The organism is Pseudomonas sp. B6(2017), assembly GCF_002112765.1.
GTDB lineage: Bacteria > Pseudomonadota > Gammaproteobacteria > Pseudomonadales > Pseudomonadaceae > Aquipseudomonas > Aquipseudomonas piscis.
The window spans coordinates 69207-86697 of the sequence record NZ_NEIQ01000022.1 but is presented as its reverse complement, the minus strand read 5'-3'; the positions used below and the strand labels follow the sequence as shown (position 1 = coordinate 86697).

Here is a 17491-nt window from a genome sequence, read left to right as displayed (position 1 = left end):
TCTGATAAAGGGAATGCTAGTAAAGAGCCATCAGCAAAAATCTCCAGACTGTGGCTGTTTGGCTGGTCGGTCAGTTTGTGTCCGATTGGTTTTGGAGGACTGCATTGGATGGGGGACGTTGTGTGATACTGCGCCACCCCAGCGACCATCGGCCAAGACGCATGTCGGAAATACTGCCATGGCGTTCTATGCTTCAGGCATTGCCCGGTGCTGCCGATAACCCTCGATGTGCCGGTCCGCTCGCCTCCCAGCCGGTTGTCGCGTGTCTGGCACCGAGGCTGTGCGCAATGTCGGTGTCCGGGCCGGCCAAGACAACAACAAAGGGATTTGCGTCGCAAATCACGCCTTTTCCCGTCAGGACGACCCATTGCCTGTCCCCATATACGATGTAAATGCCCCAGGTGGCACCTTGAAACGCCTGCCCTTGCTCAAGGCGGCGGTAGGTTTCATCTCCATGGTTTTCCTCTGCCTGTGCGGCTTGCTGTACTTGCAGCTGGAGCAGTCGTGGCGCCATGACCTGGCCCAGGCCGAGGTCAACTCCACCAACCTGACCCAGGCCATGGCCCAGCAGGCTGAAGACACCTTCATGGAGGCCGACCTGGTGCTGATGAGCCTCTGCGAATGGATCGAGGCGCTGGGCGAGGGGGCGGAGCAACGTCAGCAGTTGCAGAAGATCTTCGCCCGGCGGGTGCTGGCCCTGAGTCAGCTCAGCGGGGTATTCCTCTATGACCGGCAGGGCCAGTGGGTAGTCAGCTCTTTCAACGATTCACCCCATGGCAAGGACGTGGCCGATCGTGACTACTTCCGTTTCCACCAGCAGAACGCTTCGTTGCAGGCCCATATCAGCCCGGCGATCCGCAGTCGTGCCAATGGCGAATGGATCATCCCGATTTCCCGCCGCATCAACGACGAGGCTGGGAACTTCCAGGGCGTGTTGATGGCCGGCATCAAGCTGACCTACTTCGACCAGTTCTTCAAAAGCTTCAATATCGACGAGCAGGGGGCGATGTTCCTCGCGCTCTCCGATGGCACCCTGATCGCCCGGCGGCCATTCGAGGCTCGCCAGGTCGGGGCTTCGCTGTCCCGGGGCGAGATCTTTTCCAAATACCTGCCCGAAGCCCCGGCAGGCAATGCCATGATCACCTCGATCGTCGATGGAGTGCCGCGCCTGTATGGCTATCGCCAGTTGCAGGCGTACCCGTTGGTGGTGGCCGCCGCCAATTCCAAGGATTCGATTCTCAAGGGCTGGTATGCCTCGGCCTACCAGTCGACGGCCATCGTCGCCCTGGTGTTGCTGGGAGTCGGGTTGTTCGGCTGGGTCTTCGTCAACCAGGTGCGCAACAACGAACGGATCGAGGCCGACTTGCGCGAGGCACAAGAGGCGCTGGAGGTGATCGCCACCCATGACAGCCTGACCGGCCTGGCCAACAGGCGTTTGTTCGAGCGGGCCCTGGTGATCGAGTTCGGCCGAGGGGCCCGGCAGAGTAGTCCGCTGGCCCTGATCATGGTCGATATCGATTACTTCAAGCGCTACAACGACACCTACGGCCACGTTGCCGGCGACCACTGCCTGACGCAGGTGGCCCAGGCGCTGCAAGCCTGCTGCCAGCGCCAGGCCGACCTCGCGGTGCGCTACGGTGGCGAGGAGTTCGCGGTGTTGCTGCCCGACACCGATATCCACGGCGCGGTGGCCATGGCCGAGCAGATCCGCCAGAGCGTCATGGCGCACAACATTCCCCATAGCGGTTCGGCGGCCGGTTGCGTGACGGTCAGCCTGGGTTGCTATGCCTTCGTGCCCAGCGGCCGCGACAGTACCGAGGTGTTCATCGAGCGGGCGGATGCGGCGCTTTATCAGGCCAAGGCCACGGGGCGCAACCGGGTCTCGGCGTTGTCCGCCCAGCCACTGCAGCGTTCCGATCGCTGAGCCTTACCAGGCCTTGCAGAACACCTGGTTGCCATAGCTATTGCCGCCGAACTCATAGCTCGTGACACCCACCGCGTCATAGCCCTGGGCCAGGTAGAAGGCCAGGGCCGGCTGGTTGCCCTCCCAGGCACAGAGCCACAGGCAGCTGGCGCCACGTCCCCGGGCGAGGTTTTCCGCCTGGCGCAGCAGGGCCTGGCCGATGCCTTGGCGCTGGGCATGGCGCTGGACGTACAAGCGCACCAGTTCCATGCCGTCGGCCAGTTGTTCCAGGGGCGGGCGGGTGCCGCTGGCGGCGAGCTCGGCGAACCCCTGCAGGTGCCCCTCGCGTTCGGCCAGCAGCAGGATTCGCCGGGGATCGGCCAGGCGTTGGCGGAACTGCTCCGGCGCGTAGACGTTCAGGGCCTCCTCGGCCAGGTCGGCACGCATGCCATCCAGGGCGTAGGTATCGAAGAAGACCTGGGTGGCCAGGCCGCCGAGGCACAGGGCGTCCTCGTGGCGAGCATGGCGAAAGGTGAGGGTGGTGGGCATGACTGCATCCTTGTAGTTGATTGCCGGTAGTCAGTGGGTGGCGGATCGCTCGAGCAACTGCTCCAGGTGCTGGCGTACCGCCGGCCATTCGTCGTCAATGATGCTGAAGCGCACGGAGTTGCGCTTGCGGCCATCGGGCATGATGCGTTCGTGGCGCACTATGCCCTCCTGCTGTGCGCCCAGGCGCAGGATCGCCGCGCGGGACTTGTGGTTGATCTCGTCGGTGGTGAACTGCACCCGCACGCAGGCCATGTCCTCGAAGGCATGGCGCAGCATCAGGTACTTGGCTTCGGTATTGACGAAGCTGCGCTGCCAGCGGCTGGCGATCCAGGTACTGCCGATTTCCAGCTTGCGGTTGTGCCGGTCGATCTTCCAGAACCGTGTGCAGCCGATGACCTGGCCGGTGGCGCGCAGCAGGGTGGCGAAGGGCTGCACGCTGCCGGCGGCGCGGCCCTCCAGGGCGCTGGCCAGATAGTGGCCGACCGTGCTGGGTGAGGGCACCACGGTAAAGGGCAGGTTCCACAGTTCGCCGTCCCGGGCCGCTTCGACCAGGGCGTCGGCGTCGCTCTCTTGCAGGGGGCGCAGGATGATCCGCGGGCCTTCCAGTGGGTGCATGGCGGGGGATTCTCCAGGTCTGGGCTGGGCGGTCGGCTATTACAAGACCCCGGACACGGCTTGGCAAGGGCCAATCCGGGACCAATGCGATAAAAAATATCAGCCGAATCGATTGTCGATCCGTGTCTGTTCTGGCTTATACATAAACCCGACATGCAGGGGCTGGCGTTGCTCGAGTGGATCGGCACGCGGATTGCCGGAGCCCTGCGCGACACTCATATCAAGGACCCGTGCATGAGCCAGCCGCACCTGATGAACTTCGACCTCTACCTGCACCGTCTCGGCTACGACCGAGCGCCAGCGCCCACCCTGGAAACCCTGCAGGAGCTGCAGCTGCGCCATGTCTGCCGGTTCACTTTCGAGAGTCTCTCGACCTTGCTGCATGCACCGGTACCCATCGACCTGGCGGCGGTGGAGCGCAAGATCTTGCAGGACGGGCGCGGCGGCTACTGCTATGAGCTCAATCAGCTCTTCCTGGTGCTGCTGCAGCACTTGGGCTACGAGGTCCGGGGCATCACCGGACGGGTAGTGATGGGGGGACCGGAAGATGCGCTCACGCCTCGCAGTCATCGCCTGACGCTGCTGCAACTCGATGGCCGGCGCTATATCGTCGATGTGGGTTTCGGCGGCATGGTGCCGACCGCGCCCTTGCTGCTCGATACCGAGCAGGAGCAGGCCACGCCCCATGAGCCCTATCGCATCATCCGGCGTGACGCCAGCTACATCCTGCGGGCCAAGGTCGCTGATGAATGGCGCGCGATGTACGTGTTCGACCTTCAGGTGCAGGGCGAAGTGGATTACGAAATGGGCAATTGGTACGTCTCCACTCATCCGGCCTCGCCGTTTCTCGGCCAACTGATGGTGGCGCGGATCGGCCCGGGAGTACGCCATACCCTGCACAACCAGAGCTACGCCCTGCATCGCATGGGCCAGCCCAGCGAGCGCCGCCAGATCACCGAGGTCGAGGAACTGAAGAGTCTGCTGCAGGGGGAGTTCGCCTTGCGCCTGCCGGACCATCCAGATCTGCCGCAGGTGCTGGAGCGACTGCTGCAAGCCGAAGTCGTACCCGCATGACGCAGGGCTGAGCAGCACCTGGCGTCGCGCTGTGATGTGCCGCGACTGTGTACAGAATCCAGATGCCGTTGCCTCAGGGGTTGGTCGATCGCGCCCAAGGGCTGATTCGTTTGTCGGATCGGCCCTTTTTTATTGAGCCGCCAGATGAGGCTGGCCAGTCCATGACTTTGCTTGCCCAGGGTTTCGGTGGCCCTGATGCGAGGGCTCTGCAACGGCTTTTTCCCGGTGTGGCCGGGGCATCGACAGGATCGCGAGCAGCAGCCTGGGCGATGGTTTTGCGAGCCGAAGACGCCGGAAAGTTGGCGGATAAACTGTATACAATTCTATGGACAGTTCTCTTTGATGTTGCATACAGTGTGCGCATAACAAAAACAGGGAACCCCAAACCATGACTACCCCTCAGGTTTCACAGCAGCGGCCCGAAGACGAAAACTTGGGTGTTGGCGCGAATATGGCCTACGGCCTGCAACACGTGCTGACCATGTATGGCGGCATCGTCGCGGTGCCGCTGATCATCGGCCAGGCTGCCGGCCTGGCGCCGGCGGAAATCGGCCTGCTGGTCGCCGCCTCGTTGTTCGCCGGGGGGCTGGCCACGTTGCTGCAGACCCTGGGGGTACCGTTCTTCGGCTGCCGCCTGCCGTTGGTGCAGGGGGTGTCCTTCGCGGGTGTGTCGACCATGGTGGCGATCGTGACCAGTGGCGGCGAGGGTGGTTTCCAGTCGGTGCTCGGCGCGGTGATCGCCGCGTCCCTGATCGGGCTGCTGATCACCCCGGTGTTTTCCCGCATCACCAAGTTCTTCCCGCCCCTGGTCACCGGTATCGTCATCACCACCATCGGCCTGACGCTGATGCCCGTGGCGGCGCGTTGGGCCATGGGCGGCAATAGCCGTTCGGCGGATTTTGGCAGCATGTCGAACATCGGCCTGGCTGCCGTCACCCTGGTCCTGGTGCTGCTGCTGAGCAAGGTCGGCAGTGCGGCGATCTCTCGACTCTCGATTCTCCTGGCGATGGTCATCGGCACCGTGGTCGCGGTGTTCCTGGGCATGGCTGACTTTTCCGGAGTGACCCAGGGGCCGATGTTCGGCTTGCCCACGCCGTTCCATTTCGGCATGCCGACCTTCCATCTCGCGGCGATCCTGTCGATGTGCATCGTGGTCATGGTGACCCTGGTGGAAACCTCGGCGGATATCCTCGCGGTAGGGGAGATCATCCATACCAAGGTCGACTCCAAGCGCCTGGGCAATGGCCTGCGGGCCGACATGCTGTCAAGCATGATCGCGCCGATCTTCGGCTCCTTCACCCAGAGCGCCTTCGCCCAGAACGTCGGGCTGGTAGCGGTCACCGGGATCAAGAGTCGCTTCGTGGTGGCCACTGGTGGCCTGTTCCTGGTGATCCTCGGCCTGTTGCCGTTCATGGGGCGGGTCATCGCCGCCGTACCGACCTCGGTGCTTGGCGGGGCCGGCATCGTGCTGTTCGGCACCGTGGCCGCCAGCGGTATCCGAACCTTGTCCAAGGTCGACTACCGCAACAATATGAACCTGATCATCGTCGCTACCTCCATCGGTTTCGGCATGATCCCCATTGCCGCACCGAGCTTCTATGATCATTTCCCCAGCTGGTTCGCAACGATATTCCACTCGGGCATCAGTTCCTCGGCGATCATGGCGATCCTGCTGAACCTGGCGTTCAACCATTTCACCACTGGCAACTCGGACCAGCAGTCGGTGTTCGTCGCCGGTACCGAGCGCAGCCTGCGTTTCCAGGACATCGCCGGCCTGCGGGAGGGGGACTATTTCAGCGGGGGCAAGCTGCATGATGCCGAGGGCAAGGAAGTACCGCTGCTGGCCGATGGTCCGGCGGTCGCGGCAGAAGGCGAAGCGACGCCACCCAGCCATGTTCGTGGCAGCGTCGAAACCACCCATTGAGTGGCTCCGTGGTTACTGACGACCGGCGCCCAGGCGCCGGTTTTTGCTTATTCCAGGTTCTCCAGGGGCGCCAGGGCCTGGAGGACCTCGGGGTCGTCCTTGTATTGCTGGCGCAGTGTCGCCAGTTGGCGATCCACGCCGGTGCAGCTCTCCTTCACCGCCTTTTCAAGCTCGGCCCGGCGCTCGGCGTCATAAGGCTCTTCGCCGGCGAAGTGCTGGCATTCCTCGTGGCGCTGGATCAGGGCGCTGGCGTCGGCCGGCAGTTGGGCGCCGCCGTAGTGCCCTCCCAGTTTCAGGCGCTGCTCCTCGACCCAGCCGCTGTAGTCCTCCCCATCCTTGGCGATGTACATGACCTGGGCCCAACCGTCCTCGGTGGCGGCGTACACCGTCAGGCCATCGCCGGGAATCACGAACAGCTTCTTGTCCATGCAGGCCGCGTGCGGGGCGCTGTGAAAATGCAGGCGCCCGGTGCCGATCACCTTGGCCTCCAGGGGCGGGCGATAGTCGCCGGCTTCCCGGGAGGCTTTTTCGCCCAGGGCGGCGCAGTCCACCGCAGGTTCGGCCAGGGCTGGCAGGGATAAAGGCAACAGCAGGCCGCACAGCGGCAGGAGGCGCAGGGTTCGGTCCATCGCAAAGGTGTCCATGGGCGGGGAGGGAGGGGTGATGGTAATGACAAAGACGCGACCTGTGAATGATCACTGGCCGCGCCCCGCAGATGCTTATTGTGCGACCTTGAACTGGCCCTGGCGCACCAGGGACAGGGCGAACAGCACCACGATGGCGGCGGCTGCCGATAGGGTCAGGGGCAGGCCGTAGCTGCCGCCGCTCATGGCCGCGCCGCTGAGCAGCGGTCCGAGCAGGCTGCCGATGCCCCAGAGCAGGCCGGCGCTGGCGTTGGCGGTGACCAGGTCCGGGCCGCTGAAGGACTGCCCGATCAGGACGATCGCCAGGGTGTAGATGCCGCCCGCCGCGGCCCCGAGGATCACCAGGCTCGGCCAGAGCAGGCCGGGGGTTTGCATCAACACCGGCAGGCCCAGGCCGATCAGCAGCGAGATGATGCCGCATCCCAGGTAGATACCGGGGCGTCCGAGCTTGTCCGAGATCCAGCCCAGGGGGAATTGGAACGCCGTGTCGCCCAGGAGAATGACGGTCACCATCAGGGCGGCGAGCTGGATGCTGTAGCCATGGTCGGCGGCATAGACCGGGAATAGCGAGAGCACCATGCTGTCGAAGAAGGCGAAGAACAGGATGCCCACGCACAGTGCCGGGGCGACGCGGATGAAGCCCAGTACCGAGAAGGTCCGGCTTTCGGCGTGGGGGCTCGGGGCATCTTCCCGGGGCAGGGTCAGCCAGACCACGGCGATGGCCAGCGCATAACCGATGGTGACGATGCCCAGTACGGCCGGCCCTTCGGTGCCCAGTACCGACACCAGGCCCGGTCCCAGCAGCTGGAAAAAGGTGAAGCAGGTGGTATAGACCGCCACCAGGCGCCCACGGCTGCTGTCTTCGGCCATTTCATTGACCCAGGTTTCCCCGAGGATGATGATCAGCCCGGCGCCCAGGCCCATGCCGATACGCGCCAGGCCCAGGCTGTAGAGATCAAGGCCCGGCAACTCCAGGGCGGCCACGCTCAGGGCGCAGAGGCTGAAGCACAGCAGGTAGATCTGGCGGCGGGTCAGGCGTTGGCACAGGACGTTGACCAGGAAGGCCGAGAGCATCATGCCGGCGGCGGGCAGGGCCGACATGAGGCCGATCTGGTTGTTGGAGGCGCCGGCCTGGTACAGGCGCAGGGCCAGGATCGGCACGCTGGAGCCGATGCTCAGGCCGACGATGGAGATGCCCAGTATCAGGGCGGCTAACAAGGCTTTGTTCATTGCTCAAGACCTGCACCCGGATTTCCAGGTGCCTAGATGAAGTAAAGAGGCGCAGTCATGCGTCGTGACGCCGGCGGCGGTGCAAACGATTGCCGGACGAACCCTGGTGGCGCGCGCAGGCCTTGGGGCAAGCAAGTTGTTTTCAGGTCGCTTGCGCCAGGTTCGGATCGCGGGGGTTACGGGTGCCGGGGCGGTCGCGGTCAGCGCAGGCCTTGGGGCGGAGAGAAGGTAAAGGCGAACAGCACGCTGCGACGCCGACGATTGATCGCGCAGTCATGCTGGGCAACGGCCAGGCTGGCCGAAGGGGAGATCGAGGAAGAACTGCACGCTAACTGTGCTGGCACGGACATCATTGTCTGACTGGTTGGAAAAAGAGGCGCACAGCCTACGTCAGGCCCTTGCGCCAAAGCAACCAGGCATGTGCATGGGGTTTTCAGGGATATATGAATAGCTTGGCCGCATGCCTGGCTGGCATGCGCAGGAGATATATAAGGGGGTATTGCTTGAGCCGATTTGCCGGGGGAGCAGGGCGCTCTTCGGGGATTGCGTGGCAAATCAGTCTTGGAAGATGGCTCCACGACCTGGACTCGAACCAGGGACCCAGTGATTAACAGTCACTTGCTCTACCAACTGAGCTATCGCGGAATGCGCCGTATCTTACTGATTCAAAAAGGGAAGTCAAGCGCTTGAAGAAAAAAGGCGAATTTTTCTTCCGGTATGCAGACGCTGCCCTCAGCCACCGAAGGTCAAGGTGCCAAGCATCAGCCTGGCCATCAGCGCATTGGCCGCCAGTTGCACCAGCCACAACGCCAGGCCCCCGAGGAATACGCCCAGGGCAATCTGCAGCACCAGGCTTTTTTCGCGTTTCTGCGAGCGGGGCAGGTAATGTTCAGGGTCGTCGCGTTCGGCCCGCAGGTCATCGTTTTTCATTGGCGGTTCTCGCTTTGCAAGACACGGTTTGAGTCTAGAGGGCGTGGGGGAGAATGCCGGGCGCCCATGAAAAAGGGGAAGCCGTGGCTTCCCCTCTTGTTCACAGGCTACCGGCAGTGGCTCAGATCACCTGGAGGATGGCCTTGGTCACCGCGCCGATATTGCTCTGGTTCAGCGCGGCAACGCAGATGCGGCCGGTGTCCAGGGCATAGATGCCGAACTCGTTGCGCAGCCGGCCCACTTGCTCGGCGCTCAGGCCGGAGTAGGAGAACATGCCGCGTTGGCGGCCAACGAAGCTGAAGTCGTGCTGTGGGGCGCCCTTGGCCAGCAGGTCGACCATCTGGGTGCGCATGCCGCGAATCCGCAGGCGCATTTCCGCCAGTTCCTGCTCCCACTGGGCACGCAGTTCCGGGTTGTTGAGCACCGCGGCGACGATGGTGGCGCCATGGGTCGGCGGGTTGGAGTAGTTGGTGCGGATCACGCGCTTGACCTGGGACAGCACGCGGGCGCTTTCTTCCTTCGAGCTGCTGATGATGGACAGCGCGCCGACACGCTCGCCGTACAGCGAGAACGACTTGGAGAAAGAGCTGGAAACGAAGAAGGTCAGGCCCGAGTCGGCGAACAGGCGGACAGCGGCGGCATCTTCGTCGATGCCATCGCCGAAGCCCTGGTAGGCCATGTCCAGGAACGGCACCAGGTTCTTGGCCTTGACCACTTCCAGGACGTTCTTCCAGTCCTCGGGGCTCAGGTCGACGCCGGTCGGGTTGTGGCAGCAGGCGTGCAGGACCACGATCGACTGCTCTGGCAGGGCGTTCAGGTCTTCCAGCAGGCCGGTACGGTTCACATCATGGGTGGCCGCGTCGTAGTAGCGGTAGTTTTGCACCGCAAAACCCGCGGTCTCGAACAGCGCGCGATGGTTCTCCCAGCTCGGGTCGCTGATGGCGACCACGGCATTGGGCAGCAGTTGCTTGAGGAAGTCGGCACCGATCTTCAGGGCGCCAGTGCCGCCGACGGCCTGGGTGGTGACTACGCGGCCAGCGGCCAGCAGTGGCGAGTCGGCACCGAACAGCAGCTTCTGTACCGCCTGGTCGTAGGCGGCGATGCCGTCGATCGGCAGGTAGCCACGGGAGGCATGCTGGGCTGCGCGGATCGTCTCGGCTTCGACAACGGCGCGCAGGAGTGGAATGCGTCCCTCCTCATTGCAGTACACGCCCACCCCAAGGTTGACCTTGTCGGTACGGGTGTCGGCGTTGAATGCTTCGTTGAGGCCCAGGATTGGATCGCGTGGTGCCATTTCGACAGCGGAGAACAGGCTCATTTTACGGCGGCTCTGAATGGAGTGTGGAGGGACGTGTCGCGCTCCAGCCGAATGCACTAGAGCGGTGCACAAACGGGGAGCTAGTATAGAGGCCATCATCGCGGCGGGCGACAGGCTATTAGCCTTTTGCGACAAGTTTTTCGGGTTATTTTCTGACCGTTAGTCTTATTGCAACATTCGGCGTGTTAGCGGGTGTAGGACCTTTACCTTGAAAGCTGTGGGATTTGGCTCCACATTCTGAATATTCCCGTTTTCTTTCCTCGACGACCTGGGTCGTACGTGGTCTTTTCCATTGCTGTCCGGTCGCGCCGCGCAGGATGATTCCAGAGGTAGGTTATGTCTGAGTTCCAGCTCGTTACCCGTTTCCAGCCTGCCGGCGACCAGCCGGAGGCCATCCGCCTGATGGTCGAAGGCATCGAGGCCGGCCTGGCGCACCAGACCCTGCTCGGCGTGACCGGTTCAGGCAAGACCTTCAGCATCGCCAACGTCATCCAGCAAGTGCAGCGGCCGACCCTGGTACTGGCCCCGAACAAGACCCTGGCGGCGCAGTTGTACGGCGAGTTCAAGGCGTTTTTCCCGAACAACGCAGTGGAGTACTTCGTTTCCTACTACGACTACTACCAGCCCGAAGCCTATGTGCCGTCCTCCGATACCTTCATCGAGAAGGACGCCTCGATCAACGACCATATCGAACAGATGCGCCTGTCGGCGACCAAGGCGCTGCTGGAGCGCAAGGACGCGATCATCGTCACCACGGTGTCCTGCATCTATGGCCTGGGCAGCCCCGAAACCTACCTGAAGATGGTCTTGCACGTGGATCGCGGCGACAAGCTCGACCAGCGTGCCTTGCTGCGGCGCCTGGCGGACCTGCAATACACCCGCAACGACATGGACTTCGCCCGCGCGACCTTCCGGGTCCGCGGCGACGTGATCGATATCTACCCGGCGGAATCCGACCTGGAAGCGATCCGCATCGAGTTGTTCGACGACGAAGTGGAAAGCATCAGTGCCTTCGACCCGTTGACCGGCGAGGTGATCCGCAAGCTGCCGCGCTTCACCTTCTATCCCAAGAGCCACTACGTGACCCCGCGCGAGACCCTGCTGGAGGCCGTCGATGGAATCAAGGAGGAGCTGCAGGAGCGCCTGGAGTACCTGCGTTCCAACAACAAGCTGGTGGAAGCCCAGCGCCTGGAGCAGCGCACTCGCTTCGACCTGGAGATGATCCTCGAGCTGGGCTACTGCAATGGTATCGAAAACTACTCGCGCTACCTGTCTGGGCGTCCGGCCGGGGCGCCGCCGCCGACCCTGTATGACTACCTGCCGCCCGATGCCCTGTTGGTGATCGACGAGTCCCATGTCAGCGTGCCCCAGGTCGGCGCGATGTATAAGGGTGACCGTTCGCGCAAGGAAACCCTGGTGGAATATGGCTTCCGCCTGCCTTCGGCGCTGGATAACCGGCCGATGCGTTTCGACGAATGGGAAGGCGTCAGCCCGCAGACCATCTTCGTCTCCGCCACTCCCGGCAACTACGAGGCCGAGCACGCCGGCCGGGTGGTGGAGCAGGTGGTACGCCCCACCGGCCTGGTGGACCCCCTGGTGGAGGTGCGTCCAGCGTTGACCCAGGTCGACGACCTGCTGTCGGAAATCACCAAGCGCGTGGCCCTGGAGGAGCGGGTGCTGGTGACCACCCTGACCAAGCGCATGGCCGAGGATCTCACCGACTACCTGGCTGACCACGGCGTCCGTGTGCGCTACCTGCACTCGGACATCGATACCGTGGAGCGGGTGGAGATCATTCGCGACCTGCGCCTGGGTACTTTCGACGTGCTGGTGGGGATCAACCTGCTGCGCGAGGGCCTGGACATGCCGGAGGTGTCGCTGGTGGCGATTCTCGATGCCGACAAAGAAGGCTTCCTGCGCTCCGAGCGCTCGCTGATCCAGACCATCGGCCGCGCTGCGCGTAACCTCAATGGCAAGGCGATCCTCTACGCCGACAACATCACCGGCTCCATGCAGCGCGCCATCGGCGAGACCGAGCGCCGGCGCGACAAGCAACTGGCTTTCAACCAGGCCAATGGCATCACCCCAAAGGGGGTGGTCAAGGACATCACCGACATCATGGAAGGTGCCACCGTGCCCGGTTCGCGCAGCAAGAAGCGCAAGGGCATGGCCAAGGCCGCGGAGGAGAGCGCTCGCTACGAAAACGAGCTGCGTTCGCCGAGCGAGATCACCAAGCGCATCCGCCAGCTCGAGGAAAAGATGTACCAGTTGGCCCGGGACCTGGAGTTCGAGGCGGCAGCCCAGCTGCGGGACGAGATCAGCAAGCTGCGTGAGCGCCTGCTCAACGTCTGAGCGGTGTGCGCCCCCATGGCAGCGGCCATGGGGCGCAATCGCCCGTAACCGTGACCTGGGCTTAAATGCCCTCCTTACTGGAGCGCGCCTGGTATCGCCTGTTACCATTCGCCCCTTGTTTGTTCCTTAGCTTTTATATTCTTTCCGAGACATGCCATGACCACCGTCCGTACGCGCATCGCGCCATCGCCTACCGGGGATCCCCACGTAGGTACTGCTTATATCGCTTTGTTCAACTATTGCTTTGCCAAGCAGCACGGCGGTGAGTTCATCCTGCGTATCGAAGACACCGACCAACTGCGTTCCACACGTGAGTCCGAACAGCAGATTTTCGATGCCTTGCGCTGGCTGGGGATCAACTGGAGCGAAGGCCCGGATGTCGGCGGTCCCCATGGCCCGTATCGCCAGAGCGAACGTGGCGATATCTACCAGAAGTACGTCCAGCAACTGGTGGACATGGGGCACGCGTTCCCCTGCTTCTGTACCGCCGAGGAACTGGACCAGATGCGTGCCGAGCAGATGGCCCGTGGCGAAACCCCGCGCTACGACGGGCGCGCATTGTTGCTGTCCAAGGAAGAAGTGGCCCAGCGCCTGGCGGCCGGTGAACCCCATGTGATCCGCATGAAGGTGCCCAGCGAAGGCGTCTGCGTGGTACCGGACCTGCTGCGTGGCGATGTCGAGATCCCGTGGGATCGCATGGACATGCAGGTCCTGATGAAGACCGATGGCTTGCCGACCTACTTCCTGGCCAACGTGGTCGACGACCACCTGATGGGCATCACCCATGTGCTGCGTGGCGAAGAGTGGCTGCCATCGGCACCGAAATTGATCCTGCTTTACGAGTACTTCGGCTGGGAGCAACCACAGTTGTGCTACATGCCGCTGCTGCGTAACCCGGACAAGAGCAAGCTGTCCAAGCGCAAGAACCCGACTTCGGTGACCTTCTACGAGCGCATGGGCTTCATGCCCGAGGCCATGCTCAACTACCTGGGGCGCATGGGGTGGTCGATGCCGGACGAGCGCGAGAAGTTCTCGTTGCAGGAAATGGTCGACAACTTCGACCTGTCGCGGGTCTCCCTGGGCGGGCCGATTTTCGATATCGAGAAGCTGTCCTGGCTCAACGGCCAGTGGCTGCGTGACCTGCCGGTGGAGGAGTTCGCCACTCGCGTGCAGAAGTGGGCGTTCAACAGCGACTACATGATGAAGATCGCTCCCCATGTCCAGGGTCGGGTCGAGACCTTCAGCCAGATCGCGCCGCTGGCCGGGTTCTTCTTTGCTGGTGGAGTCACTCCGGATGCCAAGCTGTTCGAATCCAAGAAGCTGTCGGGCGATCAGGTGCGCCAGCTGATGCAGCTGATCCTGTGGAAGCTCGAAAGCCTGCGCCAGTGGGAAAAGGACAGCATCACCGCGACTATCCAGGCCGTGGTCGAATCCCTGGAGCTGAAGCTGCGCGATGCCATGCCGCTGATGTTCGCCGCCATCACCGGCCAGGCCAGTTCGGTGTCGGTGCTCGATGCCATGGAAATCCTTGGTCCGGACCTGACTCGCTTCCGTCTGCGCCAGGCTATCGACCTGCTCGGTGGCGTGTCGAAGAAAGAGAACAAGGAGTGGGAAAAACTGCTGGGCGCCATCGCCTGAGACGGCGTGGTGCCGCAGCAGTGCTGCCAGGAGCGGCGAGCTTTTCGACTACGCTTGAATCTCTGGCGTCAGGCGAATTGGTTGCCGCGACCGGCAATTCTCCAGGCTTGGGTCGACTCTTTTGCGGGAGTCGGCACAAGTCGGGAAGGGTGCAAAAGCCCGGTTTTTCAGGGCGGGCCGGTAAGTGTTTGTTATCCCGGTAATTTTTTTTGCAAAAAGCTGAAAAAAAATTGACAGCCTTGCGAACGCCCCTTAAGATTCGCCCCGTCCTCACCGACGAGGGGCTATAGCTCAGCTGGGAGAGCGCTTGCATGGCATGCAAGAGGTCGACGGTTCGATCCCGTCTAGCTCCACCAAATTTACAGTTCAAGGTCTGGCCACACCGGCCTTGAATCGATCGGCACTCAGCACCGATCAGTTGTATAGAAGGTTTGCGTCCCCTTCGTCTAGTGGCCTAGGACACCGCCCTTTCACGGCGGTAACAGGGGTTCGAGTCCCCTAGGGGACGCCAGTTTTACACAAGCGATGTTGCAAGATGTCGCTGCGCCGCGAGGCGAAAAATCCGGGGCTATAGCTCAGCTGGGAGAGCGCTTGCATGGCATGCAAGAGGTCGACGGTTCGATCCCGTCTAGCTCCACCAATTTACAGTTCAAGGTCTGGCCACACCGGCCTTGAAACGATCGGTACTCAGCGCCGGTCAGTTGTATAGAAGGTTCGTGTCCCCTTCGTCTAGTGGCCTAGGACACCGCCCTTTCACGGCGGTAACAGGGGTTCGAGTCCCCTAGGGGACGCCAGGTTTGCCCGCTTTGCGGGATTTCAAGGGTCATTCGATTATTGAATGACCCTTTTGTTTTTCTGGCGCCCGGCAATTTTTCTCTCTTCTTTTCCCAGCTTGCTCCTCTGACCGACGGTCACGCTCGCGACTTGCGGAAAATTATTATGGGAATAATATTTTTTCGTGATATTCGGAGGCAACGATGAACGATAAAAAAGCTCAGACCCGGGAGCGCATTCTCCAGGCCGCCAGTTCCGCGTTGATCCAGCGTGGTCCGGCCGAGCCGAGCGTGGGTGAGGTGATGGGGGCGGCCGGACTCACGGTCGGTGGTTTCTACGCGCACTTCGAGAGCAAGGACGCGCTGATGCTGGAGGCTTTCACCCAGTTGCTCGCGCACCGGCGTGGCCTGCTCGATGAAATGGACAGCAACCTGAGCGGTGTGGAGCGCCGGGCGTTGACCGCCGCCTTCTACCTGTCGCGCAAGCATCGCGACTCCACCGAGCTGGCCTGCCCGATCCCCGCCTCGGTAGGGGAGTTGGGACGTCTGCCGGAGAGCTTCCGCAAGGCCCTGAACGAACACATGGAGTTGATGGTGGCGCAACTGGCCGAGACTCCCGAGGACACGGACAAGGCCCTGGCGGACATGGCCTTGATGATCGGTGGCCTGTCCTTGGCTCGCGCCCTGGGACCGGGGGAGTTGTCCGATCGCCTGCTGCGCGCTGCCAAGTCCGCCGTGCTCTGACCCGGAACCGTGGCGAGTCCTGTCGCCACATGGTCATTCACATCGCGAATGATCATCCAATCAAGGTTCGATACGCCCCGCGAGCCCCGGTTCGCCAAGCCCTCGAGATAGCAAAGCCTCGAGCCAGAGCGAGCCGGTCCCGGGAGGGATGCGCCAATCGGGCTGGCCATCCGTTACACTGCGTCGGTCAAAAAACTGACCGGGAGTCGGGCATGAGTTGGGATCTGGCAACGCCGTTCGTCATCGATCTGCAGGTGGCGGCCGAAGATATCGATGGCTTGGGGCACGCCAACAATGCGGTCTACGTTACCTGGCTGGAGCGTTGTGCCTGGCGTCATTCCCAACGCCTGGGGCTGGACCTGGCTGAATATCGCCGCCTGGACCGGGCCATGGCCGTGGTGCGGCATGAAATCGACTACCTGGCCGCCGCCTACGAGGGCGACGAGCTGCAATTGGCCACCTGGATCGTCGATTGGGACCAGCGCTTGAAGATGACCCGGCGTTTCCAGCTGGTGCGCCCGAGCGATGGCGCGACCCTGCTGCGGGCCCAGACCACCTTCGTCTGCATCGAGCTGTCCAGCGGCAAGCCCAAACGCATGCCCGCCGAGTTCCTCGACGGCTATGGGCCGGCCCTGCAATCCTGCTGAATCTTTAGTCGTTGCGTGGAATGCTGGCCCCGTTCGCCGGCAGTTGCTAACGGCAAGGTACTGCCAGCGTTTGAAACCCAGTAAACTGGCGCCCGTTTTTCGCCCGTTTTCGTCGAGTGTGTTTCATGCAAATTGCCCTGGCGCCCATGGAGGGGTTGGTCGACAACATCCTGCGCGATGTACTGACCCGTGTTGGCGGGATCGACTGGTGTGTCACCGAGTTCATCCGTGTCAACGACCGTCTGTTGACGCCTGCCTATTTCCACAAGCTTGCCCCCGAATTGCTGCAAGGCGCGCAGACTGCGGCCGGGGTGCCGCTGCGCGTGCAACTGCTAGGTTCCGATCCTGTGTGCCTGGCCGAGAACGCCGCGCTGGCCTGCGAGCTGGGGAGCGAAGTCATCGACCTGAACTTCGGTTGCCCGGCCAAGACCGTCAACAAGTCCCGTGGCGGCGCGGTGCTGCTCAAGGAGCCCGAGCTACTCAACCAGATCGTCGAGCATGTACGACGTGCGGTTCCGGCGCATATCCCGGTCACGGCCAAGATGCGCCTGGGTTTCGATAGCCCGGATGGTGCCCTGGTATGCGCCACCGCGTTGGCCGAAGGTGGCGCCGAGCATATCGTGGTGCATGCGCGGACCAAGGTTGACGGCTACAAGCCTCCGGCCCATTGGGAGTGGATTCCTCGGGTCCAGGAAGTGGTCAAGGTGCCGGTGTTCGCCAACGGTGATATCTGGAGCGTCGAGGACTGGCGGCGCTGCCGGGAAATCAGCGGGGTCGAGGACATCATGCTGGGGCGTGGGCTGGTTTCGCGTCCGGACCTGGCTCGGCAGATCGCCGCGGCTCGGGCTGGCGAAGAAGTGGTGCAGATGTCCTGGGCCGAGTTGCTGCCGCTGATCCATGACTTCTGGGCCCAGGTGGTTACGCAATTGACCCCGCGCTCGGCTCCGGGTCGGTTGAAGCAGTGGTTGGCGATGTTGACTCGCAACTACCCCGAGGCGGTCGAGTTGTTCACCGCGCTGCGGCGCGAAACCGAGCTGGACCAGGTCGGCAGGTTGCTGGGTATGCCGTGCAGCGAGGCGGCCTGAAGAAATTTCCATGGCCGCTCTTGAAATGCCTCCGGCGGTCCTTATCTCTTGGGTACGCGATGCCG

Annotated in this window: 14 protein-coding genes and 5 tRNA genes; 12 read left to right on the top strand and 7 right to left on the bottom strand. The window is 62.7% G+C overall.

Annotated elements, in window-relative coordinates; genetic code table 11:
* Positions 1-367 precede the first annotated feature (367 nt).
* A complete protein-coding gene (locus CAG11_RS28945) occupies positions 368-1924 on the top strand; it encodes a diguanylate cyclase (RefSeq protein WP_085599520.1) in 1557 nt (518 codons plus the stop codon).
* Between the two features lie 3 nt (positions 1925-1927).
* On the opposite strand, the gene CAG11_RS28940 is transcribed toward CAG11_RS28945, so the two are convergent.
* Both CAG11_RS28940 and CAG11_RS28935 read right to left on the bottom strand, forming a co-directional pair.
* The gene (locus CAG11_RS28940) at positions 1928-2452 is read right to left on the bottom strand and encodes a GNAT family N-acetyltransferase (protein ID WP_085599518.1); all 525 of its coding nucleotides are present in this window, start codon (positions 2450-2452) and stop codon (positions 1928-1930) included.
* A 30-nt stretch (positions 2453-2482) separates the two neighbouring features.
* Positions 2483-3067, bottom strand: a complete 585-nt coding sequence (locus tag CAG11_RS28935; protein ID WP_085599516.1) for a GNAT family N-acetyltransferase — start codon at positions 3065-3067, stop codon at positions 2483-2485.
* 234 nt (positions 3068-3301) lie between these two features.
* Between CAG11_RS28935 and CAG11_RS28930 the strand changes: the two genes are divergently transcribed.
* Both CAG11_RS28930 and CAG11_RS28925 read left to right on the top strand, forming a co-directional pair.
* On the top strand, positions 3302-4141 hold the full coding sequence (locus CAG11_RS28930; RefSeq protein ID WP_085599561.1) for an arylamine N-acetyltransferase: 840 nt from the start codon (positions 3302-3304) through the stop codon (positions 4139-4141).
* Positions 4142-4529: 388 nt separating this feature from the next.
* Positions 4530-6065 carry a nucleobase:cation symporter-2 family protein gene (locus tag CAG11_RS28925; RefSeq protein WP_085599514.1) on the top strand — a complete coding sequence of 512 codons (1536 nt, stop codon included), beginning with the start codon at positions 4530-4532 and terminating at the stop codon, positions 6063-6065.
* Between the two features lie 47 nt (positions 6066-6112).
* On the opposite strand, the gene CAG11_RS28920 is transcribed toward CAG11_RS28925, so the two are convergent.
* The 5 genes from CAG11_RS28920 to CAG11_RS28900 form a co-directional block, all read right to left on the bottom strand.
* The gene (locus CAG11_RS28920; protein WP_022643420.1) at positions 6113-6694 is read right to left on the bottom strand and encodes a hypothetical protein; all 582 of its coding nucleotides are present in this window, start codon (positions 6692-6694) and stop codon (positions 6113-6115) included.
* Between the two features lie 90 nt (positions 6695-6784).
* Entirely contained in the window at positions 6785-7939 is a 1155-nt protein-coding gene (locus tag CAG11_RS28915; RefSeq protein ID WP_085599512.1) for an MFS transporter, read from the bottom strand.
* Positions 7940-8508: 569 nt separating this feature from the next.
* Positions 8509-8584 (bottom strand) — tRNA-Asn (locus CAG11_RS28910).
* Between the two features lie 87 nt (positions 8585-8671).
* Positions 8672-8869 (bottom strand): hypothetical protein, encoded by a 198-nt coding sequence (locus CAG11_RS28905; RefSeq protein WP_053138707.1) that lies wholly within the window; start codon positions 8867-8869, stop codon positions 8672-8674.
* 121 nt (positions 8870-8990) lie between these two features.
* On the bottom strand, positions 8991-10187 hold the full coding sequence (locus tag CAG11_RS28900) for an amino acid aminotransferase (RefSeq protein ID WP_022643423.1): 1197 nt from the start codon (positions 10185-10187) through the stop codon (positions 8991-8993).
* A 336-nt stretch (positions 10188-10523) separates the two neighbouring features.
* Here CAG11_RS28900 and uvrB point away from each other — a divergent pair, with 336 nt between their 5' ends.
* The 9 genes from uvrB (at position 10524) to CAG11_RS28855 (ending at position 17426) form a co-directional block, all read left to right on the top strand.
* Entirely contained in the window at positions 10524-12539 is a 2016-nt protein-coding gene (gene uvrB / locus CAG11_RS28895) for an excinuclease ABC subunit UvrB (RefSeq protein ID WP_085599510.1), read from the top strand.
* Between the two features lie 156 nt (positions 12540-12695).
* Positions 12696-14177, top strand: a complete 1482-nt coding sequence (gene gltX / locus CAG11_RS28890) for a glutamate--tRNA ligase (protein ID WP_085599509.1) — start codon at positions 12696-12698, stop codon at positions 14175-14177.
* A 280-nt stretch (positions 14178-14457) separates the two neighbouring features.
* Positions 14458-14533: transfer RNA gene (locus tag CAG11_RS28885), tRNA-Ala, on the top strand.
* Positions 14534-14612: 79 nt separating this feature from the next.
* Positions 14613-14688, top strand: a tRNA-Glu gene (locus tag CAG11_RS28880).
* Positions 14689-14741: 53 nt separating this feature from the next.
* Positions 14742-14817: transfer RNA gene (locus CAG11_RS28875), tRNA-Ala, on the top strand.
* Between the two features lie 78 nt (positions 14818-14895).
* Positions 14896-14971: transfer RNA gene (locus CAG11_RS28870), tRNA-Glu, on the top strand.
* A 183-nt stretch (positions 14972-15154) separates the two neighbouring features.
* Positions 15155-15694: a TetR/AcrR family transcriptional regulator gene (locus CAG11_RS28865; protein ID WP_022643430.1), complete on the top strand. Its 540-nt coding sequence runs from the start codon at positions 15155-15157 to the stop codon at positions 15692-15694.
* A 212-nt stretch (positions 15695-15906) separates the two neighbouring features.
* Positions 15907-16341: a thioesterase family protein gene (locus CAG11_RS28860; RefSeq protein WP_022643431.1), complete on the top strand. Its 435-nt coding sequence runs from the start codon at positions 15907-15909 to the stop codon at positions 16339-16341.
* Between the two features lie 125 nt (positions 16342-16466).
* The gene (locus CAG11_RS28855) at positions 16467-17426 is read left to right on the top strand and encodes a tRNA-dihydrouridine synthase (protein ID WP_022643432.1); all 960 of its coding nucleotides are present in this window, start codon (positions 16467-16469) and stop codon (positions 17424-17426) included.
* Positions 17427-17491 lie beyond the last annotated feature (65 nt).